Raw genomic sequence first — 20,437 nt, 5'->3', positions numbered from 1 at the left:
TTTTAGAAGCTATTTGGATTGAAGACATTCTGTAAACAAAAATGCAATCGATTGCATAAAAATAAATATTAATTACGAGTATGCAAACAAAAAGCACTGAGATTTATTGAAAATTGATTTTAAACCTCAAAATAACAATCATTTCATAATGGATAAAGCCAATTATGATTATTGCTTAGAAGTGAAAAAAGTTGAGAATCTATTAAATGATTAAAAAAAACTCTAAATTGAAAACGATTACAATCCTCTAAAAGTTATGCGTCAAAAAGAAAAGGTAACCATCTATGATATTTCGAAAAAATTAAATATCAGTGCCGCAACGGTATCACGTGCGCTAAACGACAGCAACCGCGTGAGTTTAAAGACCAAAGAGCTGGTGCTGAAGACAGCCAAGGCGCTTAACTATCAACAAAATGCACTTGCACTTGCCTTGAAAAGTGGTAGAACATTTAACGTAGGTGTTGTGGTTCCGTACATCAATCACACCTTTTTTGCTTCGGTAATACGAGGTATTGAGGAAGAACTTGAGCCTAAAGGTTATCACGTTATTATTTGTCAATCTCACGAAGATGTAAACAATGAAGCCAAGCAGCTTAAGACTTTATTGAATACACATATTGATGGAATTTTCATTTCAGTATCTAAAACTACAGAAGATGTAAAGCATATTGAGGAAGTACGTGATGAAGGCATACCGCTTATCTTTTTTGATCGTAAAAAAGATATTTCGGGTGTGAGTTCGGTTACGATTAACGACTACGAAGGTGCTTACAATGCCACTACCCATCTAATTGAGCAAGGCTATAAAAAAATAGCGCATATAGGCGGTGATCATAAATTACAGATTTACAAGCATCGTTATGATGGTTATGTTGCTGCACTCAATGATCATAATATTGCTATTGATGAAAACTTAATTATGCAGGTAAGCAGTACTGTTGAAGCAGGTATTGAAGCCGTAAAATTATTGATGAAGCGCAAGATCGCTTTTGATGCCCTATTTTCTGCAAGTGATTATGTTGCTCTGGGAGGCATGCGTGAATTACGCGCTCATGGTTTTAAAATTCCTGAAGATATAGGGGTTGTAGGTTTTAGTAACGAACCCTTTACAAAATATCTAGAACGACCATTGACTACTGTGGGCCAAACACCGGTTCTTATGGGACAGATTGCTGCTCAAGTATTTTTAGAACAAATCTCTGATGTTAAGAAAAACGTTCAAGTTGAGAAAAAAGTGGTGTTAAGCCCGGAACTTTATACTCGGGATACCTCATCAAAAAAAGGAAGCTAAACAGCCTCCTTTTTTTCAATTTTCTTAATCTATAGGGTTGTCTTAAAGAGATACTCCACGTTTCCAGGGGATGAAATCATCTTGCCCTAGCGCATCAGCTTTTGATTGCACTTCGCCACTCGCAACCTGAATGACGTGTTCTAGAATTTCTTCTCCCATTTCCTCAATAGTTTTCTCTCCGCGTATAACCGCACCACTATCTATATCTATAATATCTGGCATTCTGCGCGCTAAGGTACTGTTTGAGGCCACTTTAAGCACAGGAGCGATAGGATTTCCTGTAGGCGTACCCAATCCTGTAGTAAACACCACAACACTGGCACCAGAACCCACCATAGCCGTGGTACTTTCTACATCATTTCCGGGAGTACAAAGTAAATTCAATCCCGGTTTGGTGACATATTCACCATAATCGAGAATTGCTTGAATAGGTGAAGTTCCTCCTTTTTTGGCTGCTCCGGCAGATTTCATCGCATCGGTGATCAAACCATCCTTGATATTTCCCGGAGATGGATTCATATCAAAGCCAGAACCGGCATCTACGGCCGATTTCTCATAAGCCTTCATCAAGTGCATAAAACGTTCTGCATCTTCATCAGAAACACAACGATTGACCAATTCTTGCTCTACACCGCATAATTCTGGAAATTCTGAAAGTATAGGTGAACCTCCTACTGCAGCTAGAATATCTGACGCATAACCCAAAGCGGGATTTGCAGAAATCCCTGAAAACCCATCAGAACCACCGCATTCTAAGCCCATTTTCAATTTAGAGATAGGCGCTGGTTGACGCTTGATCTGATTGGCTTTTTTGATTCCTTCAAAAGAGTCTTTAATGATTTTAGCTAGCATTTCATCTACCGTGCCTTCTTGTTGCTGCTCATAAATAAGCACAGGCTTTTTGATGGCTGCACTTTTCTCTGCAAGGGCATTTTTAAAAATATCTATTTGCAGGTTTTGACATCCAAGACTTAAAACGGTCGCACCGGCAACATTGGGATTATTTACATAACCCGCGAGCAGTTTTGATAAGGAAACCGAATCCTGACGAATGCCTCCACAGCCGCCCTGATGGGTGATAAATTTCACTTCAATATTATCAAAAATAGCCTGCTCCTCCTCTATTTCTGCTACAGCTGTATCTTCTGGAGCGCCATTGATTAAATTGCGCAAGAGTTGACGTTGCTTACTCGCTTTATGAAAAGAAAGTTCCTTCTCAAAAACGTCTTTAAGCAACTCAATGTTTCGGTTTTCACAAAACACCAGGGGAAAAAACAACCAAACATTTTGTGTACCCACTTGGCCATCTTCACGATGGTAGCCCATAAAAGTGCGGTCTTTCCATTTTGAAATATCTGGAGCCGTCCACGAGGTAGTCTCTGTTTTTTGAGATACCGAATTAGCCTCGTGCTTTACGTTCTCTGTAGTAAGCAAACCACCCACATCGATTGCACTTAAAGCTTTACCCACTAAAACGCCATACATAAAAATAGGATCATCAGCCTTTAAATTGACCAAGGCTATTTTATGTTTCGCTTTAGAATCGGTTAAAATTTTGAGGGATTGTCCTTCAAACTCTACAACATCTCCGGCAAATAAATCTACCAGAGCTACTGCTACATTATCATCAGGATGAACTTTTATCAGCTTACTCTTCATACTTTTAATCTTAATAACAGCTCTTAAACTGTATATTTTTTATAGGCTTCTTCTACTCCGTTTTCTTCAATTAAGGCAAGCGCTGTAGTGATGCGCTCTTCTAATCCTTCAATCTTGGTCAGGTCTTGATCCCAAAATGTCAAATTGCTTAACACAGCTTGAGAAACTGCCGCATAATTGTCTTCTTTCCACACCTCATCAAAAAATGCAACAACGGCTGCATCGTCTTTAATGGGCAATGCTTTACCCTTCCAAGTGCCTTTGTAAAACCGAATTAAACAAGCTAAAGCAAAGGTAAGATTTTCAGGTAATCGATTGTACGCTTGCTCAAAAGCTAAAAGACTAGGAAGCACACGCACTTTAAATTTTGATACCGTATTGAGTGCAATACTAGATAACAAATGCTTGATAAACGGATTTCTGAATCGATCAAAAACCGCAGCTGCAAACTCATTCAGTTCTTCTTCAGAAAGGTCAAGGGTTGGATTAATTTCGTTGAAAACTGCATCACGCACGAACTTACCGGTAAACTCATTGTCTACTGTTTCTTTTACGGTTTCATTTCCGTAGAGCAAAGAAAACGGTACCATTGTCGTATGCGCGCCATTAAGAATACGCACCTTACGCGTGCGATACGGCTGCATATCTTCAACTACCAAAACGTTATCGTCTATCTGATCAAACGGAATTTTAGCTTTTAAAGCCTCATCGCCTTCAATTACCCAAAGCAAAAAGGTTTCTGCTGAAACAATAAGGTTGTCTTTAAATTCTAACTGACTTTGATACGCATCAATATCATCTTTAGGATAACCCGGCACAATGCGGTCTACTAAAGTATTGTGAAAGCTATTACTGGTCTCTATCCATGATTTAAATGCATCCCCCAACTCCCACAAATCTGCATACTGTAAAATGATTTTTTTAAGCGTATCTGCATTATGGTTGATCAATTCACAAGGGATGATCGTAAGTCCTTTATCTGCTGCTCCATCAAAATGATTGAAGCGTTTATATAGAAGGGCAGTAACTTTTGCCGGAAAACTAGAATGCGGTGTACCCTCTAGCGTATCACTGTCGTCAAAACTAATTCCTGCTTCAGTAGTGTTTGAGATCAAAAACTCTAGATCTTCACCTTCGGCTAAGGCCAGATACCGCTCATAATCGTCGTAGGGGTTAATTCCGTCTTGAACGCAAGAAATGGTATGAATCTCTTCGGTCTCTTCCCCATTTTTAATACCTCTTAAAAACAAGTTGTAAAGTCCGTCCTGTTCATTCAACATCCCCACCATTCCGCCTGCAAGAGGTTGAATTACTGCAACTCCGGCGTTAAAGTTGGCTTCTTTATTCAGTTTATCTATAATGTAATCTACGAAGGCTCTCAAAAAATTACCCTCGCCATATTGAATGACTTTTATAGGTAGTTTTTCGGTATATCCCACGTTAGTTCTGTTTAAGTTTTCCATAGGTTAATCTAGGTTGAAATAGGTTAGTTTTATTCAAAGAGTGACGGTAACCAAAGGCTTATTGCCGGGATAAAAGTCACCATTAATAAGATAATCGCCATAACGGCATAAAGTGGCAGCAACGGCTTCATAATTTTCTGGATAGATGTTTTAGCGACTCCTACTCCAATAAAAAGTACTGCGCCCACCGGTGGTGTACAAAGTCCCACACACAGGTTCATCACCATCATAATTCCAAATTGTACAGGCTCTACACCCATGCTGGTTACTACCGGCAAAAATATAGGTGTAAAAATCAAGACTGCGGGAGTCATATCCATAAAAGTACCCACAAATAAAAGCAGGATGTTGATGATGATGAGTATTACAAATTTGTTTTCGCTAAGTGAAAGCAGAGCAGCACTTACATTTTGTGGAATATTTTCAAAAGACATCACCCAAGACATGCTCATAGAAGTAGCGATCAAAAGCATTACAATAGCTGTAGTACCCACAGAATTTAAGAAGATACTTTTTAGGCTAGATACTTTTAACTCGCGATAGGCAAAAGACAATACTAAGCAGTACAAAACTGCAATCCCTGAAGCTTCAGTTGCGGTAAAAATACCGGTTACAATACCTCCAATTACGACTACAAGTAACAAGAGGCTAGGTAAAGCGTCTAAAAAGGTCTTCAAAACAGCTCCTAGACTACTACGTTCTCCTGCCGGATATCCTTTCTTTTTGATCCAAAATGCAGCGACAAGCATCAGAGCGAGTCCCATTAAAATTCCAGGAATATAGCCTGCTAAAAAGAGTGACGCAATAGAAACGCCACCACTCGCTAGAGAATACACGATCAACACATTAGAGGGAGGAATGATCAATCCCGTAGTTGAAGCAGTAATATTAATCGCTGCCCCAAACTCTTTAGAATAATTTTCTTTTTCCATAAAAGGCCCTAGAATTCCACCAATTGCAGAAGTTGCAGCTACCGCAGATCCTGAGATCGCTCCAAAAAGCATCGCTGCAATGACGTTGACATAGATGAGTCCACCTGGCAAAGCTCCCATTAAGGCTTTTGCAAAATTGATGAGTCGCAGAGCGATACCTCCTTGATTCATGATTTGCCCCGCAAGTACAAAAAGCGGAATTGCCAAGAGTGAAAAACTGTCTAAACCGGTTGCCATACGCTGGGCTATCGTGGTAACACTAGCTAGCGAATCTATAGAAACCATAATGGTTAAGAGGCAAGAAATACCAATAGACCAAGCCACCGGAACCCCAATACCTAACAACACAAAAAATACCAATACAAGAATTAAAACTTCGATCATTAGGCTAAATATTTTTGAGGATTAGCCAATTCAATGGCTTTATACCAGATAATTAAAATTCCGCTGATAGGTAATACTGCATAAACAACTCCTAAGGGTAATCCCAAGGCTGCAGAGTATTGTCCTAATTCAAAATTGACGTAAACCAAATTTGCACCACCAACGATGAGTGCAAAAAATGCAAACAACATAATCAGGATATTGATCCCAATACGAAGTTTGATTCGGCTTTTTTCATCGAGCTTAGGCGGAAGAATATTAATCGCCAAATGGTCTTGTTGGCCCGCGGCATATGCTGCTCCCAGAATACCAATCCAGATCAATAAATACCGCGCGATTTCTTCGGTAAACGAACTCGCAGACTGAAGCACATAACGTGAAAACACTTGCCAAAGCACTGCGATAACGATTGAAGCCATTAGAAAAACTAAAATAGCTCCAAGGATTTTGTCTAACTTTTGTTTCATATTAATTGGTTTTAACCGCTTGAATTGCTTCAATGAGTTCTTTCATATCAGGATCTTCAGAAAATTGCTCATACATCGATTTCACACGATTGCGAAAGGGTTCTTTATCTGGAGTTATAACTTCAACTCCTGCCTTTTGAATTTCTGCAAGGGCTTCCATCTCTGCTTCGTGCCAAATTTTCTTTTCAAACTCGAGCGATTCGTCGGCTGCTTCCTTCACCCATTTTTGTTCTTCTTCAGACAAGTCATTCCAGATCAATGTACTTATTAAAAGTTCGTCAGGTAATGCCGTGTGCTCGTCTACCACAAAATATTTACACACTTCATAATGATGCGATAAGTAAAAGCTGGGCAGGTTATTTTCTGCACCATCTACAACACCTTGCTGCAAAGCGGTGTATAACTCACCCCAAGCAATAGGCGTAGGCGAACCTCCTAAGTTTTTCACCATATTCATAGCGGTTTGACTCTCCATCACACGAAGTTTTAAGCCTTCTAAATCTTCTGGAGTTTCAACGGGCTCTTTTGTATAAAAACTACGGCTTCCTGCATCATAAAAAGTAAGTCCTTTTAAACGCTGCGGGATACTTGAACTCAAAAGCTTTTCGCCGATCTCTCCCTCTAATACAGCAAAACGATGTTCTGCATCTCTAAACAAAAAGGGGAGACCAAAAACTTTAAGTTGTGGAGCAAAATTCTCAAGAACACCGGTAGATACTTTTGTCATTCCCAGACTACCTATTTGCAAAAGCTCCAGGCATTCACGCTCAGAACCTAACTGCTGACTGGGATAAATATCTAAACTCATTTTCCCAGCTGACTTTTCCTTCAGGCGTTCGCCCATAAAGACCATCGCTTTATGTACGGGATGTGTTACATCCAGCCCGTGAGCAAGTTTGATAACGCGGGTATCAGAAGCCTCTGTACAGCTGTAATTACTTAACAGCAATACGGTTGCCAGCGTAAAAACGAATACGTGTTTTAAACTTTTCATGAACGTAAGGTTTTAACCAGCTGAAGCGCTTCTTTAATTTTACTGCTAATGGCAGCGTAATCAAATGCGCCTTCAGCATTTTTAATGAAGAGTTTTGATCCTATTCCTACACAGTGTACACCGGCTGCAAACCATTCTTTAAGGTTTTCTTCGGTTGGGCTCACACCTCCGGTAGGCATAATGCTTGCCCAAGGTAATGGCCCTTTAACTCCTTTAACAAAAGCCGGACCTCCTACCTGCGCACCTGGGAATATCTTAACCACTTCTGCTCCCAATTCTTCGGCATACGAAATTTCAGAAACCGAACCACATCCCGGCATCCAGGCTACTTTTCGACGGTTACACGCTTTTGCCATTTCGGCATTAACCACCGGTGAAACAATAAAATCTGCTCCCAGCTGAATGTACAACGATGACGTGCCGGCATCTAAAACCGAACCCACTCCCATCATCATCCCGTCGAGTTCTGCCTTAGCAAATTTGTTGAGTTCGCCAAAAACTTCGTGCGCATAATCGCCACGATTGGTAAACTCAAAAGTGCGTAATCCTCCATCATAACAAGCCTTTAAAACCTGTTTACAAACCTCTAGATCTGCATTATAGAAAACCGGTACAATCCCATTTTCTTTCATCTGAAGCACTACTTCTATTCGAGTATATTTTGCCATTAAGTATTTTTTTATCTTTTAATTCTTCCTCCTGTATTGCCTTGCATAACTTCGGTTATTTCAGCTACAGAAACTAAGTTCACATCTCCCAAAATGGTATGCTTCAATGCACACGCGGCATTAGCAAAATTCAAGGCTTTTTCAGCATCATAATGAAGTAAACCATAAATCAAACCAGCTGCGTAAGCATCACCGGTACCAATGCGATCAACCACTTGTGTGATTTCAAGTTCATTGGTTTCTATATAGGTTTGATCAACCCAAGCTCGCCCATAAATCTTTTGCCAGGAAGCACTTAAACCGGTTCGTATTTTATCAAAAACCTGCTTGATATTGGGACATTCGGTCATCAACTTTTTGCTTGCGGCGATAAAGCCTTCCTGATTCAATTCAAAAGAAGTTCCCAGAATTTCATTGATCTCGTTTACGCCACCAATAAAAATGGTTGAAAGCCCTACGAGTTCTTTCAAAACCTCCTGACCGTTACGCCCATATTGCCACAGATTACTTCGATATGCAGGATCTGCAGTGATTTGTAATCCTTTCGCATTCGCGGAAATCAAAGCGGCTTTTAAAGCTTGGTAAGCAGCCTCAGAAATTGCCGGTGTAATACCCGTCCAATGAAAAAAAGCTGCATCTTCAAAAGTCTGATCCCAGTTTATAGTTTCAGGCTGAATATTGGCAAATGAACCATTCAAACGATTGTAAGCAATCTGACTGCTGCGCATTCCAGAACCTACTTCAAGTAAATATTGACCTATAGGATGTGCTACTTTTTGAACGGCTGAAACATCAAGCCCATATTGTCTCATACTCGCTAACGCAGCATCACCCACTATATCATCAGAAACTGCGGTAATGTGTGCCACATCTTCGCCTAAAACAGCTAAAGAAGCCCCTACATTCATCTCGGTACCTCCAAAGAAAAAATCTAGGGATTTTGCTTGTGATAGCTTTCGGTTTTCTGCGGGAGAAAGCCTAAGCAACACTTCACCAAAGGTGACTATTTTTTGAGTTGTACCCATCCTATTCTAGAAGTTGAAATATTCCTTAGCGTTATGATAGCTAATATTAGCAATAGTTTGCCCCACCAGATCCATATCATTAGGCAATTCACCAGAAGCGATTTCTTGACCAAAAAGATTGCATAAAACTCTTCTAAAATACTCGTGACGCGGAAAAGATAAAAAGCTACGGCTGTCTGTTAACATTCCAACAAAACAACTGATGAGCCCCATATTAGAAAGCGCGTTCATTTGTTTTTCCATCCCGTCTTTCTGATCTAAAAACCACCATCCGGAACCAAGTTGTACTTTACCTTTCACGCTTCCATCATTAAAATTTCCTATCATCGTCGCCATCACTTCATTGTCTGAAGGGTTCAAATTGTAAATGATGGTTTTGGTCAATTTGTCTTTGCTGTCTAAAGCGTTTAGAAAATTAGATAAAGCTTCTGCCTGTGAATAATCACCTATCGAATCCCATCCGGTATCCGGACCTAATTGAGCCAGCATTCGTTTATTATTATTGCGTAAAGCTCCCAAGTGAAACTGCTGAACCCAACCTAATTCGTGATAGGTTTCTCCTAAAAAGAGCAGAATAGCCGTTTTAAATTGCTCTACTTCTTGCGGTGCTAGATCTGCACCTCCCCGGCGCTTTTTAAAGATCTCTTTGATCTCTGCTTCTGAAGCTTCTGCCCAAGAAATCTGGTTTAAGCCGTGATCACAAAGTCTGCAGCCGTTCTCGTGAAAAAAGTCGATACGCTGACGTAAGGCATCCTGCAGATCTGTATACGTAGCAATACTTATTTTGGCTACATCCTCCAGCTCATTTAGATAAGCATTAAAACCTTCAGCTTCAATCAAAATTGCTTTATCAGGACGAAAAGCTGTGCTCATATTGAGTCCAGCCTTTTTACCATCATACTTACGATGTTGCTCTAGCGTATCAAGTGGATCTTCTGTAGTACAAACCGTCTCTACATTCATTTGCTTTAGCAAACCGCGACAGCTGTTTTCTTTAAGCTGTAACTGGCGATTCACTTCCTTATAGATCTCCGGACCAGACTGCTCATTAAGCAATTCATCAATATCAAAATAACGCTTCAACTCAAGATGCGTCCAATGATACAATGGATTACGCAACGTGTGGGGAACAGTCTTTGCCCAAGCTAAAAACTTTTCCTCATCACTAGCGTCACCAGTGATAAAACGCTCATTTACACCAAGCGTGCGCATGGCCCGCCATTTATAATGATCACCACTAAGCCACACCTGAGAAATCGTCTCAAATTGACGATCTGCCACAATCTCTGCCGGTGGCAGATGATTGTGGTAATCGATTATAGGTTGTGGTGCCGCATACTTGTGATAAAGTTCTTCTGCATATTTATTTTGCAAAAGAAAGTTATCTGTAATAAACGTGTTCTTCACACGGCTTGCTGTATCTGCTGTACTCATAATCTTGTTTTATTTTTGGTATTATCTACCCATCCAACCGCCATCAACGGTCATTACAGTCCCGCTCATATAATCACTTGCAGGTGATGCAAGGAAAATTATAGGGCCTTTAAAATCTTCTGGTTTTCCCCATCTACCTGCAGGAATACGTGCAAGAATGGAGGCACTGCGGTCTGGATCATCACGTAAAGCTTCGGTATTATCTGTAGCGATATATCCCGGAGCTATTGCATTTACCTGCACTCCTTTACCTGCCCACTCGTTAGACAAAGCCATCGTAAGCTGGCCTATAGCACCTTTAGAAGCAGCGTATCCGGGAACGGTAATTCCACCTTGAAAAGTGAGCAGAGAGGCTGTGAATATGATTTTACCACTCCCTCGTTTCACCATTTCTTTACCCAGTTCACGACTCAAAATAAACTGGGCATTTTGATTTACTTCGATCACTTTGTCCCAGTACTCATCGCTGTGCTCTGCGGCCGGTGCTCTTAAAATAGTCCCGGCATTATTTACGAGAATATCGATCTTACTGTTCTCTGACTTTACTTTTTCAATAAAAGCATAGAGCGATTTGCGATCTGAAAAATCACATTGATATCCTGTAAATTTTTTACCCGTGGCCAAAACAGCCTTTTCTATAGCAGAACCCGAAGTCTCTAAAGACGCAGATACGCCAAGGATATCTGCACCCGCTTCTGCTAAAGCTTCTGCCATTGCGAAGCCAATTCCACGTTTACAACCGGTTACTAAAGCTGTTTTTCCTTCTAAACTAAAAAAACTCATACTGTCTTTATTTTAATTCGTCTGGAGTTACTTTATCCATATCGCCATAATCCAGGTTCTCTCCTGCCATTCCCCAAATGAAGGTATAGTTAGAAGTTCCTGCACCTGCGTGAATTGACCACTCCGGAGAAATTACCGCCTGATGATTTTTCATAAAAATATGACGGGTCTCGTGTGGCTGCCCCATAAAATGGCTGATGGTTTGCCCTTCTTCTAAGTCGAAATAGAAATATACTTCCATTCTACGCTCGTGCGTGTGTGGCGGCATCGTATTCCATACATTTCCTTCTTGAAGCTCAGTCATTCCCATTTGCAACTGGCAAGTTTCTACCACACTATTTACAAGAAGCTTATTAATAACACGCTTATTTGAAGTCTTGGTGTCGCCCAACTCAACAACCTCGGCATCTGCTTTGGTTACCTTTTTTGTAGGGTATGCCTTATGCGCCGGAGCAGAATTGATATAGAAATACGGCTGCTCATCAGTCGCTTCAAAAATCACCTCTTTTACACCTCTACCTACGTAAACCGCCTCGCGATGTCCAATTTCATAAGCTTCACCATCAACAGTGATTTTACCTTTTCCACCTACATTGATCACCCCAAGCTCTCTTCGATCTAAGAAATGCTCAGCTTTCAACTCATCTATCGCTTCAAGTTTTAAGGCTTTATCCACCGGAAATGCACCTCCTGCAATGTATCTATCATACATTGTATAAGTAAGGTTGATCTCATCTTTTACAAATAATTCTGGGATCAAAAAATGATCTCTTAATTCTTGGGTTGTGTATCGCTTTGCATCTTCTGGATGGTGGGCGTATCTAAATTCTGATTTTGTCATTTTGTGTTTTTTCAGATTAAAATTTGATTCGTTTTTCAATGATCACCTTCAGAAACCGGCAATCTTTTATGAATAAAACAAGGTCATAAGCGTCTCATCGCGCCACTGACTTTTCTCAAATTTACAATTCTATTTTATAAATGTAAAATTTACATTTTATCTTAAGGTTACGATCGTAATGTTCGCAATGAGTCAAATATAAATATCACAAGAACGATGCTTATCCTGTACTGTATGGTACACCTATTCTAGCATACCATTTGCATCAAGTGTTGCTAATTTTTCGTTTAAATCCTGCTCAAAAGCTTCTTTAGACTTGATACCATCTTGTTCTTGATCCCAGGCACTTAAAATATAATAGGTTTGTGTTTCTGTTGAAGCATTGAACACGACTAAGTGGTCGTGCGGACCTTCTGTTGCTTTAGCCTGATCTGTTTTATAGAAGATCGCCATTCCTAATTGATCATTTTCACCGGCTAGGGTTTGCACACCATAGGTTGCAATGTATGCCCAAGCACCACTTTCACTGGTCGCTTCCATTACAGGAATATCATCAAATTTTACGATACCCGTAGCCAAACCTTCAAAGGAAGTATTAGGCGTAAGCTCTGCCTTAAGGAAACGATCTTCAGGAAAAATACTGATCACCGATTTTAAATCGGTAGTGACGTCTCCGGTTTTCCAACCTTCATAATCAATAGTTACACTAGAATGTGCCTCCTCATTAGCCACCTTAACGCTTGTTTTTGCTACTTCGTTAAAATGCGCGATCGTGTCACCGGTGAATCTTCCATAGCCGCCAATCCCCATAGATTTCCCGGCTTTAAGAATGTCTTGCCCCCAAGGTGCATTGTTATGATAGGAATCAAAACCATCTGTCCCTACGTATGGAAGCACCAGCGTATCTACTTTTTTACCAAAAATATCCATTGCATTTCTCCAGTCTAGATATAGGCGATAGGCGATTTGTTTATTCTCCCAACCCGGACCTTCATAACGTATATACCAAGAATGATCTGTATGCTCTTCAGGAACGACTAGTTCGTCAACATTTTCAAATGCTCCGCCATCATACTCCCGTGAGCCTTCCTTCCAAGACCCTCCTTTTTTAATTGAAATCTCTGCATAAGTTTCAGGAGTCACCTCCTCTATTTCTACGATTTCTTCTACAATATTCTTATCTTTTTTTTCTTTACAAGACACAAAAGCAGCGAGCAATGCCGCACCTAGAACAAGGTTTAATTTCATAATTTAATTAGATATAAATGGTTAGCGTCCTAATTGAAGCGCAGCCATAATAAAAGGGCCGGTTCCTTTAGGATCATTAGTTTGAATGCGTTCATTAACATAATACTCATAAGAACCATCGCGATACGGATCTCCCCCAAGACCGGCCACTGCACAAACTTGGGTAAGTGTAATGGTACCATCATCATTACGTTTGATCAGCTTTTGAGTTAACCCGTCAAAAGCTTTATTCGCGACCGTTTTAAAATAAGTGTCAAGATAACGTTTATTCACACCTTTTGCAATGGCATAAGCAAACATTGCTGATCCCGAAGCTTCTAAATAATTTCCTTCCTTATCACCCATTGTAGGCACTTGGTACCATAAACCGCTTTCATGCTGAAAAGGAATTAGCGCTTCTACGAGCTGATTCAAGTACGAAATTAACAGCGCTCTTTTAGGATGATCTTCGGGAAAGTAATCAAGAACATCAACTAAAGCCATCGCGTACCAACCTAAAGAACGCGACCAGAAATTGGGTGAAACCCCTGTCACGGGATTTGCCCATTTTTGTTCTTTACTTTCATCCCAACCGTGATATAAAAGTTTTGTTTCGGGATCAATTGCATGTTCCTGAATGAGTTCAAACTGTTTTGCAACATCAGCTAAATTCTCAGCATCACCATAAGTGACTGCATATTGCGCATAATAAGGCGCCCCCATATAAAGACCATCTAACCACATCTGACTTGGGTAACGCTTCTTATGCCAAAAACCACCTTGTGATGTACGCGGATGTTCTTCAAGTTGCTTTCTTAAAAGCTGCATCGCTTTAAGATACTTTTCTTCCCTAGTCTTTTCATAAAAGGTAAAAAGCAGTTTACCGGGATTGATCTTATCTATATTATAGTCTTCAAAAGGGTAGGTTTTTATTGAACCATCTGCATTGATGAGTTCGTCTAAATAGCCTTTTACATAATTATAATATGTTTCATCTCCCGTCTCTTTATACAGTTGTAAAAAAGCATTAAGCACAAGACCATGCGTATACCCCCATTTTGGAGTGTCTCGATCTTCGATCTGATAAGACTCTGGATGCCGAGTCATAATAGACTGCGCCATTTGCTCAGACCATTTTTGATTTACAGGTTCTGATTTCATTTTAACAGAAGCGGAGATATTTTCGGTTTGCCGACGCTCTTTACAGCCCATAAAAAACAAGAAAAGGACTAAAGGAATAAATGCTTGGTAAGGAATCTTTTGCTTCATATACAGCGATTTTTAAAATACGAAATCGATTTCTTTTGTAGTTTATAAAAATACAATCGATTACACAAATCTAATATTCTCTTTCAACTTATCAAAAGAATGATTGAAATTAGCCCTGTTATTGGTCTGATTTATCATTTTGCCCCTCAATTTTGACCAAAAAACCACTCCAAATACACTCTAAAATTGGCATTTTAATCATCATATAGTCTTGAACTCTAAAAAGTTGTTAATTTTTTTATTAATGTAAAATTTACACGTATCTCAACCAAACAAAGGCTTTAGCTAGGATTCAGGATTCAACAAATAACTATACTTAAAGGATTTAGTTAAGCATAAGCAGGTTAGAGCAGGATACTTAAAAAAGATCATCATTATAAATTTGAGTGTTAATTAATTTAACATCCTGATTAATAATATTGAATCAATTTAATTTTACGCTAAATTGTATTCATAGTATAACTACTATAATCAACAACTAAATGAATAGACCATTACTCTCGTACTTATCGTACCTATTTTGCGCAATCGTTATCGCGGGTTGTAGCTCTAAGGAATTTGATGAGTACTATGCAAGGCCTGATGATCTTGAAGATCCTATCTATCAACAACTTGAAGCGCAGGGCAATTTTACAAACCTTACGCGTCTGATCGAAAAAGCCAATTACAAAGATATTCTGGGTAAAGCCGGATATTGGACCATGATGGCGCCTAACGACGAGGCTTTTGAACGTTTCTTTCAAGAACAAGGAATTTCAGACGTTAATGAAATCGATTCCGTTATGGCAAATAAGATCGTGAGATACGCTCTTATTTATAACGCATTTAGAACAGAACGTCTTTCTGATTACCAATCAAACGTAGGCTGGGAAGAAGATAACGCCTTTAGAAGAAGAACTGCTTATTATGACGGTTTTGAAACTAAAACAGTAGATGGAAACGAAATCGTTGTCGCTTCTTCTAATAGGAATAATGCGCCGGGAGGTGATCCTTATATTCCGGGGGATAACAATAACAAGTATCTTACTTACTTTGTAGATGAATTCATGGCAACCAACAATTTAGGTGCTTATGACTATAATTTTTTCTTTCCTGAAGAAACCTACACCGGTTTTAATGTATTAGCAGCAGAAACTGTCGCAGCAGATATTATTGCTGAAAACGGAATAATTCACGAGGTAGATAAGGTTTCACTTCCTCTTGTTAATTTAGATCAGAAACTAGAACAATCTCCCAACTACAGTATTTTTAGAAGTCTTCTCGAAGACAATCTGGTAAATTATGTATTTGATCAGGATGCAACAACTACCTATCAAAATTTCACCAGAAATACTGATCAGGTTTATGTAAAGGTTTATGATCCTGCGTTATCATTTTCACCCAATAATGAAAACTTTATTAAAGAAGCAGACAATGATGGTCAAAGCGATGCGTATACGCTGTTTGTTCCTCAAAATGATGTTTTACAAGATTTTATTGATGAAGTTTTATTAAAAAATTACCCATCTCTAGATCAACTTCCAAAATATGTTTTTGAAGACTTTATAAATGCACATATGGTTCAAAATGCTGTATGGCCATCGATTGCAGAAGCCTATAGTAATGCTTTAGAAGAAGACATAAGAATTGACATCAATACAGAAGTTGAGGAGGCTGAAATACTGAGCAACGGATTTTTCTACGGAACCTCAAAAGTACAAGAGTCCAATTTATTTTTTAGCGTTTATACCTCTGCTTACTTGGATCCTGAATTCACTTTAGCGACACGTCTTTATAATGACGGATCAGGATATCGTGAGATCATAAGCAATATTAATAGTAGGTACACGCTTTTTCTTCCTTCTGACAACGTGTTGAGAGATTTAGGATACGATTACAATATCAACAGAGAAGAATGGGTGTTTACAGACCCGGCAACAGGAAATGTTGTTACTGGTACTATAGCTCGATCTCGCTTACTACGTATTCTTTATAATGGCATCGTACCTACACCTAATGACGAACTGAATGACCTTTCTGGTTCGGGTATTATACGATCAGGAGACTTTGATCTTCCTGGAGAATACATTAAATGGGAAAACAATACGGTTTACGCCGCAGGAAATGAAGTTATTGGAGATCGTGTAAACATCATTGGCTTTGAAGATCAACGCAACGGACGCACGTATTATATAGACAATCTTCTTCAGTTTAGTGAAGAGGCTCAAGGAATGGATATTATGCGTCTTGCTGAAGAGCCAGGATCTGAATATGCAAATTTCTACAATTATTTAAGAAACTCTCCTCTTTATGATCCAGCTGCAGGCACCATAACCGGAGTAGAACTAGGTACTTCATATACTTTTGTGATTCCTAATAATGCTGCAATTGAACAAGCTGTACGCGATGGCATATTGCCCGGCGATCCGGCTACAGGAACTCCTGAGTTTAATCCTCCACTTTCGGGCCAACAAGATCAAGTGGCAGACTTTATACGCTACCATATTCTTGCTACACGCACCGCTTCTGATGATGGATTATTAAGCGGCCAAATCGAAACCTTACGTCGTGATGGTATTGGAGAAAAGACTTACATAGGCTTAGTCACCAGTCCGGGAGAATTAAGTTTTGTCGATTCAGCAGGCCGTATCGTTAATTATATCCCAAGCGAAAGTAACAATCTCGCAGACCGAAGTTTAATCCACCTAGTAGACAACTACCTTTTATATACCGAATAAGATGAGACAACTTAACACAACTATATTTTATTGTTTCACCGTACTCCTTATAGTTTTTGCCGCTAATCCTTTCTATGGGCAAGACGCCAATATGGTAGTTCGGGGGACCATTTTAGATAGTTCAAATAACCAACCTATTCCCGGAGCAACGATTGCAGAGCAAGATGCGGAAAATCGTACCGTAACCGGGGTGATTGCAGATTTTGATGGAAACTTTGCAATTCGTATAAAAAACAGAAACAACAAACTGGTAATTTCAACCTTAGGGTATACCTCGCAAACGATACCGCTTACCGGTAAATCCAGCTATACCATCAACCTTACACCTTCTGTAGATGAGTTGGATGAAGTTATGATTAGCGTTGAAAAACCAACAGAAAGCGGTCTTTTAGACATTTCTGAACGGAACATGACGACCAGTACGGTTACCGTTAAAGCTGCCGATGTAGAAAACACACAAGCTGCATCTATTGATGAAGCACTTCAAGGGCGTGTACCCGGTGTAGATATTACAGCAAATTCAGGTGACCCTGGTGCAGGGATGCAAATACGTATACGTGGTACTTCATCGATTACAGGTTCTTCAGACCCTTTAGTTGTTGTAGATGGAATGCCCTACGAAACTTCAATCCCTGAGGATTTCAACTTTGGTTCAGCAGATGAACAAGGCTATGCTGCCTTATTGAATATTGCTCCATCTGATATTGAAAGTATTACTATTTTAAAAGATGCCGCTGCTACTGCAATGTGGGGAGCGCGTGCAGCAAGTGGTGTACTTGTGATCAACACGAAACGTGGTTCTATAGGGGCTCCTAAAATTGGATACACCTTTAGAGGTACTTATATGCAATTACCACAGACGATCCCTATGCTTAGCGGTGATCAATATTCGCAATTGATTCCGGAGGAATTTATGAATCGTAATGGTACTCCTTTGAATACGCTTACCGTTAAAGAATTTCAATACGACCCTCAAGAAGTGTATTTCTTTAAAAATTACGGAAACAACACCAATTGGGTAGATGCTATTTCTCAAACAGGTCTAACTGGAGAACACAACCTTTCATTACAAGGTGGTGGTGAGAAAGCAAGATATTATACTTCTGTAGGATATTATGATTCTAAAGGGGTTACTAAGGGAACCGCTTTTCAGCGTATCAACGGTCGTCTAAATTTAGACTATGTGGTTTCTGACCGTATTCGATTTAAAGCAGATATTGCCTATACGCATACGGTTACAGATCGTAACTACGTAAACGGAACCGGTAATGGAGATCGCTTAAGAAGTGTCGCTTATACAAAAATGCCAAACATGAGTATTTTTGAATATGACGATGTAGGAGACTTAACTCCTAACTACTTCTCCCCTGCTCAAAACATTCAAGGTGCTTACAGCAGAACCTATAACCCGGTGGCTATGGCAGAGTATGCCTCTAATGAGCAAACCGGTGAACGTATCGTACCGCACTTTAACTTGAAAGTTGACTTGATCCCAAGTCGTTTGATCTCTACATTCGACTTACAGTTTGACTTCAACAGTACAAAAGCTAAAGCCTTTTTACCGCAAAATGCGACTGGAAGACCTTTTACTGAAACGGTGGTAAACCAAGCTTCAGATGCAGATGTTGATATTGCGAGTGTGACTTCTAAAACCAATTTCATTTATACTCCAGATATAGGAAAAGACCATAGTTTACAAACGCTCCTTTCTATTCAAACTAATGATTTTAGATACGAGTCACACCAAGCATTGACTTCAAACACAGCGTCTTCATTGCTTACAGATCCTTCGGTTCCTTCAAGAACGCAAAATGCCGAATTGCAACTTTATAACAATAACAGTCAGTCGCGTAACGTAGCGGCATTAGTAAACGCGCAGTATAGCCTTCTAGACCGTTATATTCTTAACGTAGGTGTACGTGGCGACGGGAATTCAAAATTTGGCCCGGGTAACCGTTATGCCCTTTTCCCTTCTGCATCAGCGAGATGGAGAGTTTCTGGCGAGCCTTTTATGCAAGATTTTGATTTTGTTGATGACTTTAGTTTCAGAGCTAGTTACGGGCAGTCAGGTCGCGCACCAAGATATGATTACCGATATTTTAATATCTACGGAAACTTCAATTCTGAATATTTAGGAATGAGCGGAGTTTACCCTCAAAATATTGAATTAGAGAATCTGCGTTGGGAAACCTTAACAGGACAAAACATTGGTTTAAATCTACAGCTGTTCGACCGAAGAATAATGCTTGATGTAGACGTGTACAAAAACAGAACCGAAGATCTTTTATTCCAAAATGTTGATTTGACCACAGTATCAGGTTACAACAACTTGTCTGACCAAAACGTAGGTACGCTAGACAACCAAGGTTGGGAAGTAGGTTTATATACCACTCCGGTTAAAACCGACAAATGGAAAGTAGACTTCAATTTCAACATTGCACGTAACCAGAATATCATTCGTGAGATCTCTGAGTTCTATCCTAACGAGCGTGGTAACGTTGACCGTAATGGAGAATTCAAAAGATTCTTACAAACAGATAATCCATTTGGTTCTTTCTACGGATATCGCTTTAAAGGAGTTTACCCGGATCTTGAGTCTACACAGGCGCGTGATGCTAATGGCAATGTAATTACCGGTCCTAATGGTCAAACCGTTTATATGCGTTTTAACTATCCAAATACAGATTATGTATTTCAACCTGGGGATGCAATCTACGAAGACATCAACAAAGATGGAAACATCGACAGTCGTGACGTGGTTTATTTAGGAAACAGTAACCCTAAATTCACCGGTGGTTTTGGACCTTCGGTAACATTTAATGATCAGTTTAAGTTGTTATTGTTCTTTACTTATCGCCTTGATTACGATATCGTAAACGGTACCGATATGTTAACCACTAATATGTACACCTACGATAATCAAAGTACCGCTGTACTTTCAAGATGGAGAAACCCTGGTGATCAAACCGATATGCCGCGTGCGATTTATGGAGCTGGTTATAACTGGTTAGGATCTGACCGCTATGTAGAAGACGCTTCTTTTGTACGTTTTCGCTCTGCGACCTTCAGTTATAATTTCACAAAACCCTTCCTTAAAAAATGGAAACTTGACGACTTACGTGTATATGTAACAGCAGATAACCTGCTTACATTCACAAACTATCGCGGTCAGGATCCGGAAGTAAACATGCGCGGAGGTGATCCTTTTGGAATGGCTATCGATTATTCACGTACGCCTCCAACACGTCGATTTACTTTAGGAATACAAACAAGATTTTAATTA

15 protein-coding genes are annotated in these 20,437 nt (G+C 39.7%); 3 read left to right on the top strand and 12 right to left on the bottom strand.

Features of this window, described 5'->3' with window-relative positions; all coding sequences use genetic code 11:
- Window positions 1-256: 256 nt before the first annotated feature.
- Window positions 257-1,291: a LacI family DNA-binding transcriptional regulator gene (locus MED217_RS04615; protein WP_009779319.1), complete on the top strand. Its 1,035-nt coding sequence runs from the start codon at window positions 257-259 to the stop codon at window positions 1,289-1,291.
- Window positions 1,292-1,333: 42 nt separating this feature from the next.
- On the opposite strand, the gene MED217_RS04610 is transcribed toward MED217_RS04615, so the two are convergent.
- From MED217_RS04610 to MED217_RS04555, 12 genes are all read right to left on the bottom strand, one after another.
- Window positions 1,334-2,950, bottom strand: a complete 1,617-nt coding sequence (locus MED217_RS04610) for a UxaA family hydrolase (protein ID WP_009779318.1) — start codon at window positions 2,948-2,950, stop codon at window positions 1,334-1,336.
- A gap of 23 nt (window positions 2,951-2,973) precedes the next feature.
- Window positions 2,974-4,413, bottom strand: coding sequence for a tagaturonate reductase (locus tag MED217_RS04605; protein WP_009779317.1), 1,440 nt, complete (start codon window positions 4,411-4,413; stop codon window positions 2,974-2,976).
- Window positions 4,414-4,442: 29 nt separating this feature from the next.
- Window positions 4,443-5,729: a TRAP transporter large permease gene (locus MED217_RS04600; protein ID WP_009779316.1), complete on the bottom strand. Its 1,287-nt coding sequence runs from the start codon at window positions 5,727-5,729 to the stop codon at window positions 4,443-4,445.
- Window positions 5,729-6,196 (bottom strand): TRAP transporter small permease, encoded by a 468-nt coding sequence (locus MED217_RS04595; protein WP_009779315.1) that lies wholly within the window; start codon window positions 6,194-6,196, stop codon window positions 5,729-5,731. Before MED217_RS04595 ends, MED217_RS04600 begins: the two co-directional genes overlap by 1 nt.
- A 1-nt stretch (window position 6,197) precedes the next feature.
- Window positions 6,198-7,190 (bottom strand): TRAP transporter substrate-binding protein, encoded by a 993-nt coding sequence (locus tag MED217_RS04590; protein WP_009779314.1) that lies wholly within the window; start codon window positions 7,188-7,190, stop codon window positions 6,198-6,200.
- The gene (locus MED217_RS04585) at window positions 7,187-7,858 is read right to left on the bottom strand and encodes a bifunctional 4-hydroxy-2-oxoglutarate aldolase/2-dehydro-3-deoxy-phosphogluconate aldolase (protein ID WP_009779313.1); all 672 of its coding nucleotides are present in this window, start codon (window positions 7,856-7,858) and stop codon (window positions 7,187-7,189) included. Before MED217_RS04585 ends, MED217_RS04590 begins: the two co-directional genes overlap by 4 nt.
- Before the next feature lie 11 nt (window positions 7,859-7,869).
- Entirely contained in the window at window positions 7,870-8,883 is a 1,014-nt protein-coding gene (locus MED217_RS04580) for a sugar kinase (protein WP_009779312.1), read from the bottom strand.
- A gap of 6 nt (window positions 8,884-8,889) precedes the next feature.
- On the bottom strand, window positions 8,890-10,317 hold the full coding sequence (uxaC, locus tag MED217_RS04575; protein WP_009779311.1) for a glucuronate isomerase: 1,428 nt from the start codon (window positions 10,315-10,317) through the stop codon (window positions 8,890-8,892).
- A 21-nt stretch (window positions 10,318-10,338) separates the two neighbouring features.
- On the bottom strand, window positions 10,339-11,100 hold the full coding sequence (locus MED217_RS04570) for an SDR family NAD(P)-dependent oxidoreductase (protein WP_009779310.1): 762 nt from the start codon (window positions 11,098-11,100) through the stop codon (window positions 10,339-10,341).
- Window positions 11,101-11,107: 7 nt separating this feature from the next.
- On the bottom strand, window positions 11,108-11,941 hold the full coding sequence (gene kduI / locus MED217_RS04565) for a 5-dehydro-4-deoxy-D-glucuronate isomerase (RefSeq protein ID WP_009779309.1): 834 nt from the start codon (window positions 11,939-11,941) through the stop codon (window positions 11,108-11,110).
- A gap of 243 nt (window positions 11,942-12,184) precedes the next feature.
- On the bottom strand, window positions 12,185-13,189 hold the full coding sequence (locus MED217_RS04560) for a DUF4861 family protein (RefSeq protein WP_009779308.1): 1,005 nt from the start codon (window positions 13,187-13,189) through the stop codon (window positions 12,185-12,187).
- A gap of 21 nt (window positions 13,190-13,210) precedes the next feature.
- A complete protein-coding gene (locus MED217_RS04555; protein ID WP_009779307.1) occupies window positions 13,211-14,437 on the bottom strand; it encodes a glycoside hydrolase family 88/105 protein in 1,227 nt (408 codons plus the stop codon).
- 482 nt (window positions 14,438-14,919) lie between these two features.
- Between MED217_RS04555 and MED217_RS04550 the strand changes: the two genes are divergently transcribed.
- Both MED217_RS04550 and MED217_RS04545 read left to right on the top strand, forming a co-directional pair.
- A complete protein-coding gene (locus tag MED217_RS04550) occupies window positions 14,920-17,154 on the top strand; it encodes a fasciclin domain-containing protein (protein WP_009779306.1) in 2,235 nt (744 codons plus the stop codon).
- A gap of 1 nt (window position 17,155) precedes the next feature.
- Window positions 17,156-20,434: a SusC/RagA family TonB-linked outer membrane protein gene (locus MED217_RS04545; RefSeq protein ID WP_009779305.1), complete on the top strand. Its 3,279-nt coding sequence runs from the start codon at window positions 17,156-17,158 to the stop codon at window positions 20,432-20,434.
- Window positions 20,435-20,437: the final 3 nt, after the last annotated feature.

Origin of the sequence: Leeuwenhoekiella blandensis MED217, from assembly GCF_000152985.1 — a bacterium.
Classification (GTDB): domain Bacteria; phylum Bacteroidota; class Bacteroidia; order Flavobacteriales; family Flavobacteriaceae; genus Leeuwenhoekiella; species Leeuwenhoekiella blandensis.
The sequence above is the reverse complement of the archived record's forward strand: the minus strand, read 5'-3'. Positions and strand labels throughout refer to the sequence as shown.